Source organism: Mycobacterium sp., assembly GCF_032159565.1.
Classification (GTDB): domain Bacteria; phylum Actinomycetota; class Actinomycetes; order Mycobacteriales; family Mycobacteriaceae; genus Mycobacterium.
The window spans coordinates 1-7,334 of record NZ_JAVHWR010000066.1; the positions used below are offsets into that span (position 1 = coordinate 1).

At 65.4% G+C, this 7,334-nt stretch carries 7 protein-coding genes and 1 pseudogene; 2 read left to right on the top strand and 6 right to left on the bottom strand.

Features of this window, described 5'->3' with window-relative positions; all coding sequences use genetic code 11:
* Nucleotides 1–783: ATP-dependent Clp protease ATP-binding subunit ClpX (gene clpX, locus QOC76_RS07845; RefSeq protein WP_526355915.1), on the top strand; the 783-nt coding region annotated here is incomplete at its 5' end.
* A 9-nt stretch (nt 784–792) separates the two neighbouring features.
* On the opposite strand, the gene QOC76_RS07850 is transcribed toward clpX, so the two are convergent.
* The 6 genes and pseudogenes from QOC76_RS07850 to QOC76_RS07875 all read right to left on the bottom strand — a co-directional run bounded on the left by QOC76_RS07850 (nt 793) and on the right by QOC76_RS07875 (nt 5,703).
* Nucleotides 793–1,272, bottom strand: a complete 480-nt coding sequence (locus tag QOC76_RS07850; RefSeq protein WP_526355917.1) for a hypothetical protein — start codon at nt 1,270–1,272, stop codon at nt 793–795.
* Between the two features lie 2 nt (nt 1,273–1,274).
* On the bottom strand, nt 1,275–2,279 hold the full coding sequence (locus tag QOC76_RS07855; RefSeq protein ID WP_526355919.1) for a R2-like ligand-binding oxidase: 1,005 nt from the start codon (nt 2,277–2,279) through the stop codon (nt 1,275–1,277).
* 46 nt (nt 2,280–2,325) lie between these two features.
* Complete coding sequence (locus QOC76_RS07860; protein ID WP_526355921.1) at nt 2,326–2,466, bottom strand: hypothetical protein; 141 nt, start codon at nt 2,464–2,466, stop codon at nt 2,326–2,328.
* 85 nt (nt 2,467–2,551) lie between these two features.
* Nucleotides 2,552–3,575 (bottom strand): annotated as a pseudogene (locus tag QOC76_RS07865) (glycosyltransferase).
* 199 nt (nt 3,576–3,774) lie between these two features.
* Nucleotides 3,775–4,599 (bottom strand): formate dehydrogenase accessory sulfurtransferase FdhD, encoded by an 825-nt coding sequence (gene fdhD, locus QOC76_RS07870; protein WP_526355923.1) that lies wholly within the window; start codon nt 4,597–4,599, stop codon nt 3,775–3,777.
* A gap of 9 nt (nt 4,600–4,608) precedes the next feature.
* On the bottom strand, nt 4,609–5,703 hold the full coding sequence (locus tag QOC76_RS07875; protein ID WP_526355925.1) for a YncE family protein: 1,095 nt from the start codon (nt 5,701–5,703) through the stop codon (nt 4,609–4,611).
* Nucleotides 5,704–6,026: 323 nt separating this feature from the next.
* Between QOC76_RS07875 and QOC76_RS07880 the strand changes: the two genes are divergently transcribed.
* The gene (locus tag QOC76_RS07880) at nt 6,027–7,169 is read left to right on the top strand and encodes a Gfo/Idh/MocA family protein (protein WP_526355927.1); all 1,143 of its coding nucleotides are present in this window, start codon (nt 6,027–6,029) and stop codon (nt 7,167–7,169) included.
* The last annotated feature ends 165 nt before the right edge of the window (nt 7,170–7,334 follow it).

The following is a 7,334-nucleotide window of genomic DNA, read 5'->3' on the forward strand; positions in this document are numbered from 1 at the left end:
CTGATCCAGGCCGCCGACTACGACGTCAAGCGCGCCGAGACCGGCATCATCTACATCGACGAGGTCGACAAGATCGCCCGCAAGAGCGAGAACCCGTCGATCACCCGCGACGTCTCCGGCGAGGGCGTGCAGCAGGCGCTGCTGAAGATCCTCGAGGGCACCCAGGCGTCGGTGCCCCCGCAGGGCGGCCGCAAGCATCCCCATCAGGAGTTCATCCAGATCGACACCACCAACGTGTTGTTCATCGTGGCGGGTGCGTTCGCGGGTCTGGAGAGGATCGTCTCCGACCGCGTCGGCAAACGCGGGCTGGGCTTCGGCGCCGAGGTGCACTCCAAGGCCGAGATCGACACCCAGGACCACTTCGCCGAGGTCATGCCCGAAGACCTGATCAAGTTCGGGTTGATTCCCGAGTTCATCGGCCGGCTGCCCGTCGTGGCGTCGGTGACGAACCTCGACAAGGAATCCCTTGTCAAGATCCTCTCCGAGCCCAAGAACGCATTGGTGAAGCAGTACACGCGGCTGTTCGAGATGGACGGCGTTGAGCTGGAGTTCACCGAGGAGGCGCTCGAGTCCATCGCCGATCAGGCCATCCATCGCGGCACCGGCGCCCGCGGCCTGCGCGCGATCATGGAGGAAGTCCTGCTGCCGGTGATGTACGACATCCCCAGCCGCGACGACGTCGCCAAGGTCGTCGTGACCAAGGAGACGGTCGAGGACAACGTGCTGCCGACGATCGTGCCGCGCAAGCCCGCTCGACCCGAGCGACGCGAGAAGAGCGCCTAGCTCGCGCAGTCAGACCGCGGTGAGCATCGCGGAGTTCGCGGGGAGAGTCGTTGACACCGTGGCGATCAGCGCCAGGCATTCGACGAAGAAATAGATCCCCTTGAAGAACTCGAGAAGGTCGCCGTCCTCGAGCAGTAGCTTGCGATACATCACGGTCCGGAGGGCGTCGTACCCCGCGAACAACGCCTTCCAGTCGTGATAATCCGCCGCAAGCACATAGGTCGCTTCCACTGGTTCGGACTCGTCGGTGACCCTGCACTCGCCGACGAGTCCGTCGCGCCAGGCGACAATGAGATAGCGTGTGCCGCCGCCTAATTCGGCCGGTAGATTCCGCGCTCCGAGCGCCCACGACGACGCATATGTGTAGCGAACCAGGTTGTAGAAGTCCCAATACTCCTGCAGCTTGCCCGCCAGCGCGTCGTGGTCCGGGCCGGCGTTGAGCGCATACTGCACGTCGTCGGCCCACTGCCCGCTGAAGAACGTCGCCATGGTCAGCCTCCCGCCAGCACCGGCTCGATCTGCAGCAGCAGATCTTCCAGCTCCTCAGACAGTGAGATGCCGACGTCGTTGCACTTTCGCCGCAGCTGCTGAATCAGCAGCACCCGAACCTCTTCCTCCGTCCAGCCCAACGGCTCGTAGTAGACCTTGCGGCTGGAGACCCCGCTGATCATCAGGATCGTGCGCAGGGTGTCGTGAATCTCTTTCAGCATCGTTGGATCTCGCCGCACCGCGTCCTGCAGGTACCGCATGCCGCCCTGCACGTGTCGCGACTCGTCCCGGCACGTCGCGGTGAACCCCGTGTAGTAGGCCGGCAGGAATCCCCGCCAGCGCGCATACGACAGCGTCACTTTCATGACCGACAACGCCAGCACGCCCTCGATCCAGAGGAAGTACGTCGTCCCGTAGCGGACCCGCGCGCGTTGGTCGTACGGGTTCCTGCGTAACTCGTCGGCTTGGTAGGCGAGCAGACCGAACGGGCCGACGAAGGTCTCCTGCACCCACGGAAACGACTTGTCGAGCACCTCCATGATGTCGGCGCCCTCGATGCCGACGACCTCGCGGTAGAACCGGTCGAAGAAGACGGTGTGCCGTGCCTCGTCCTCGATCTGGGCGGCGATGTGAAGCTTCTCCTCCTCGGCGGCGCCGATCATGAAGACGGGCAGCTCGATCTCCACCTGCCGCTCGCCGTGGTGGAAGCCGGATGCGATCCCGACGAAGGACTCCCGCTCCTCCTCCGACATCTTCTCGAGCCAGTCGATGCGGTCCTGGGTGAAGTCGAGTTCGTAGACGTCCCACCGCTGCTTGAGGTACTTGCGATACAGCGTGACGAAGTCGGGCAGCTTCCGCAGACCGTGATGGACGTGCTCGATCACGTCGTCGATGTCGACCTGGCGGATCTCCGTGAGGTTTCGCCCCTCGATATCGGCGATCTCCTGCTCGGACAGGCTGCGCGGCCCGTCGTGCAGCACTGCGGTCGGCGTCTTGAGTTCGGTCATCGGACTCCTTTTCCGGCCCCCGCGCCCCCCATGGTGCGCCGTGCGCTCACCGACTGTTGCGTTTTGTCGCTTTCGCAGATTCTGGCTCGATGCCGTCCTCTTCGGTGCCGATTACTCCGGAGAGCGAGGCGAACAGGCACCACAGCAGATAGGCGGCGACGGCAGCGAACTGAAGATTCTCAACCACGGATCAACTCTTTCCGGGCATCGGTCTGCGGGCACGCGTAGTTGGCTACTCGAATCCGGCGGCCGGTTGAACGGGTCGGCACACGTCATGACGTCACCGCCCGTTTGCCGACCACCTCGTCGATCAGCGTGATGATCTCTGCCACCCCGTCGCACTGGGCGTATGCCGCCTCCAATTCGCGGGCCCGGCACAGATAGCGACCGTCACCGAGCACCTCGCGTACCGCATTGCGGACCGCCTTCGCGGTGGGTGTGCCGGTTTTCAGGTCGACGCCCGCGCCCGCCCACGCGACGCGCGCTGCGACTTCGGGCTTGTCCTCGGTGTCGCCTGCCACCACGAGCGGCACACCGGTCGACAGGGCCCGCTGCACGGCGCCGTAGCCGCCGTTGGTCACCATCACATCGATCTTCGGCAGCAACAGGTCGTGCGGAATGTGTTCGGCGACAAACACATTGGACGGCACGGGGCAGTCCATCTCCGAAACGCCCGATCCGCCGGTGGTGGCGACCACCATCACGCTTTCGTCTGCCAGCGCCTCGATGGTGGGCCGCAGCAACCGGTTGAGGTCGATGTTATCCACGGTGCCCTGGGTGACGTGCACGACGGGGCGGTCACCGTCGAGCTTCTGCCACCACGCCGGCGGATTGAATTTCCGTGTCGGTGCCGGGTGCACCGCGCCGACGTAGCGGACGTTGGCGGGCAGATCGGTACGCGGGTAATCGAATTGCGGCACCGTAGGTGCGATGAGACGGTCGGCGAGTGCGCCGGAATCCAGCAGAAACATCGAACCGTTTCTGCGCCATCAGGTCGGCAAGCGCCTTCGTCTGAAAAGGCATCGGCGCGACGAAGAGCCGGACGATATCGAAATTCAGCCGCTTGATGCCGCTGGTTTCCTCACGGCCGCTGTCGGATTCGAGCAGCGCCGGGTCGAGGTCGCCTTTCGGCGGCAGCGTTGCGGGTGTGGCGCCTACCGCTCGTATCTGATCGGCGCGACCGGCGCCAGACAACACGGTGACGCGGTCTCCACGGTCCACCAGGCCCTGTGTGACGGTCAGCAGTGGGCCGATGTGCCCGACGGGTGACAGCGCCGCGATCAAGATCTCCGCCATCGTTCGTGTTCCCTTCGATCGTTGTTCGACGGGATTGATCGTCGGCGATTGCGGGGGCGCGAGCTTGGAGGTTGTATGGAGATTTGGGGGAGATCGCAGGTAGAGGCCCTGCGCGACTCGCGAGCGCGCACCGTCGTACGGTTTGAGTCGCCTGATCCGTACCTAAGTGAGCGCTCGCCCGCGCCGACGCTCTGCGCCCCTAGCGCTTGATGCGGTCCGGGCGGGTGTAGACGTTCATCGACTCGCCGCGCAGGAACGCCACCAGCGTTACTCCGGACTGGCTGGCCAGATCAACCGCGAGTGACGACGGCGCCGAGACCGCCGCGAGCACGGGAATGCCGGCCATCACCGCTTTCTGGGTGAGCTCGAACGAGGCGCGCCCGCTGACCAGCAGCACAGTGCCGGTCAACGGGACCCTGTTCTGTTCGACGGCCCAGCCGATGACCTTGTCGACCGCGTTGTGCCGACCGATGTCCTCCCGCACGGACAACATGGTGCCCTCGGCGTCGAAGAGCGCCGCGCCGTGCAGGCCGCCAGTGCTGGCGAACACCTTCTGCCCGGCACGCAACTGCTCCGGCATCGCCGACAGCGTCTCCGCCTTGACCTGTGAGGCGTCATCGCCGGGGGAGTAGCGGCTGATCGTGCGGACCGCGTCGAGGGACCCCTTGCCGCACACCCCGCACGACGACGTCGTATAGAAGTTGCGGGAGATGTCCACCTGCGGCATCTCCACGCCGGGAGAGAGCGTCGCGTCCAGCACGTTGTAGGTGTTCAGGTTGTCGGCGCCGGCGCCCCTGCAGTAGCGCACGGTGACCAGATCGTCGCGATGTCCGATGACTCCCTCGGTCAGCAGAAAGCCCTGCGCCAGTTCGACATCGGAGCCCGGCGTCCGCATCGTGACCGTGATCGCCTTGCCGTTGACGCGGATCTCCAGCGGCTCCTCCACGACCAGTGTCTCCGGTCGCGTCACCGCCTCGTCGGCGGTGACGTGGCTGGCGCGACGCCGTGCGGTGACCCGTCCCATAAAACCAATCTACGACTGCGGGTCCACGACCTGCACCACTCCGCCGGTTACACCCGCGATGAACAGCCTGCCGGTGTTTGCGTCGACGCCCAGCGTGTAGGGGTTCTGGACGGTCGGAAAGCGACTCACCTCGCGCGGTGTCGGCTGGCTCACGTCGTAGCCGACCACCTCGTTGGTGCCCGACGAAGCGACCCACAGCAGGTCACGCGTCGGGTCGTAGGTGATTCCGTACGGACCGCCCGGCTGTGCGACCTCGCCGACCTGATGCGGCGTTGGCAGCGGCTCGAAGACGCGCACTGTGTCGCCTCTGGTGTCGGCGGCGATCATGCGACCGTGCTTGTCGGCCACCAGGTGAGTGGGTCCGTCGCCGGCCGGCACCGAACCGACGATGGACAGGTTCTGGGTGTCGTAGACGGTCAAGTCGTTCTTGCGGACGTCGATGAGGCCCATCGATTCGCCGACCGGCGCCAGGCCCGCGGGCTGCACGCTGTCGGCGAAAACCTTCACGACCTCTTCACCGCGCAGCACGGTGACGGTTCCGCCGTGTTCGTTGGCGACGAACACGGTACCGTTCGCGGCCTGCGACGCGTCGTGAGGCATCACTCCGGTGACGACCTGCGGCAGCGCCCGTCCGCTCGGCAGTTCGACGCGGACCAGCGCGTTGGCGCTCTCGACGGGGACGAGTACGGGTCCGCCCGGGTTGGCCAATTGCAGGTGCCGGACGACTCCGGGCAAGGGGACCCGGTTGACGACGTCGCCGGTGTCGGCGTTCATGAGGACGAGTTCGTTGGGATCGCGTTTGGCGACGGCGACCATGCGGGTGACCGCGTCGACGACGACGCCCTCGGGCTTGTCTCCGACCGGCACAGTCCGTCCGGGGGTCTGAACCGTCTGCGGCGGTGCCGATTGCGGCTCAGCGGGCGGCGGAAGATTGTCGGCGGGCGGCCGGTTGCCCTCGGTCGGCACCTCGCTCGGCAGCAGGGGGAGGCCGGTCGGCACCGATTCGGCCGGCGCCGACGGTTGCGCAGCGTTGTCTGCCGGCGGTTGGGGCGAGCAACCTCCGACGATCAGAACCAGCGCTACCGATGCCGCGAGCCGCCGCATGTTTCCAAAGTACTTGCCCGCGCTGAAAGACCGAGTCATATTCAGACTGCCGAGCCTAGACGGTGCCGATCTCGCCTGGAAGCGGTTCGCTGCTAAGCCGTTTCGCTAACGCTGCGGCGGCGGTGCCTGTGAGTTTGGACCGCGGTCGTTCACCCTATGTTCCTCAATGTGTCGTGATGTATTGACAATCGGTCAACACATGTCCAGACTTCAGTCACACGGCACGCCGGAGCCGCTGAATGTCCCGCGTCTGGCGCATCGAACGGTGCGGTAACACCCGATGGAGAAGACACTTGGCAGTCGCTACAGCAAACAATCCCTCGATGAGTTTCAGCGCGGGGATGGCTAGCGGCAACAGCTACTACGCGCCACCCCTGCGTGCTGCAATTGTGGGCACCGGTGGGGTTTCTCGGGTCCACGGCTGGCGGCTACAGGATCTCGGCTCGACGGTCGTGGGCGTCTGTGGGCGCGATGGAGCCAAGGCCCGCTTGCTTGCCGACGAATTCGGTGGGTATGGCAACTCGCGGGTCGGCGCTTTCGAAGATCTTCGGGTCATGCTCGACCAGACCGCGCCCGACGTGCTGCATGTCTGCAGCCCCCACGGGCTTCACGTCGCGCATGCCATCGAAGCGGTCAAGCGCGGAATCAATGTGATCATCGAGAAGCCGATGGCGACCGATTCGGCCGATGCGCGTCAGCTGATCGCCGAGGCGGAGGCCGCGGATATCACGGCGGCGGTGTGCCTGACCAAGCGGTCATATCCAATGGTCGCCGAAATGCGGGCGAGAATCCTGGCGGGCGACCTCGGCGAGGTGAACGCCGTCAGCGGCGGATTTTGGTCGTGGGATTCGAGTCACGACGACTGGGCGTGGGGGTTCGATCCAAAAATCGCCGGAACATCCTATGCCACAGCAGATCTGGGTGTGCATTGGCTGGATCTGGCCGAGTATGTCACCAACCGGAGGATCACGGAGGTCGATGCGCGGTTCTCCACGCTGCGGCCCACCCGGTACCGCGATGGTGAGCCGGTCCACGTCGAGGCCGAGGATTATGTGCGGCTTTTCGTCGAAATCACCGGTGGCGTGGTCGGATCCGCGACGTTCTCCGGCGTCACCGCAGGCGAGCCGAACGGCTGTGCTATCAACGTCGATGGCACCGAGGGCGGCTTCGGTTGGAAGGTCGACCGTCCGAACGAGGTCATGCACCGCCGGGCCGACGGATCGGCGGTCGTGATCGTCCGCAACCCCGACGCGTTGAGTCCCGGTGCTGCGCGGTTGTCGTTCTCGCCGGCCGGTCACGCCGAGGGCTTCGGCGACGCGTTCCGAAATCTGTTCCGCGACGTCTACTGCGCGATCGGCGGCGCCGACGTCTCCTATCCGACGCTCGCCGACGGCGCCCACATGGTTGCCCTCGTCGAAGCAATCCAGGCGAGCGCACGTGCTCGAAGGGCGGTAAGCATTGACTAGCTTCCCGGTGGACGAACTCCTCTCGGTGCCCGCGGCCGAGACGGGCGAGCGGGTCAACGCAATCGAACTGCGCGGCGTGAGTAAGAGTTTCGACGACGCGGTAGCATTGCATCCTCTTGACCTCGATATCCGGGATGGCGAGTTCTTCTGCCTGCTCGGGCCGTC

Coding starts and splice junctions, on each gene's coding strand:
- QOC76_RS07855 (WP_526355919.1), bottom strand. CDS start 2,279: ATGACCGAACTCAAGACGCCGACCGCAGTGCTGCACGACGGGCCGCGC.
- QOC76_RS07880 (WP_526355927.1), top strand. CDS start 6,027: ATGAGTTTCAGCGCGGGGATGGCTAGCGGCAACAGCTACTACGCGCCA.
- QOC76_RS07850 (WP_526355917.1), bottom strand. CDS start 1,272: ATGGCGACGTTCTTCAGCGGGCAGTGGGCCGACGACGTGCAGTATGCG.
- QOC76_RS07875 (WP_526355925.1), bottom strand. CDS start 5,703: ATGCGGCGGCTCGCGGCATCGGTAGCGCTGGTTCTGATCGTCGGAGGT.
- fdhD (WP_526355923.1), bottom strand. CDS start 4,599: ATGGGACGGGTCACCGCACGGCGTCGCGCCAGCCACGTCACCGCCGAC.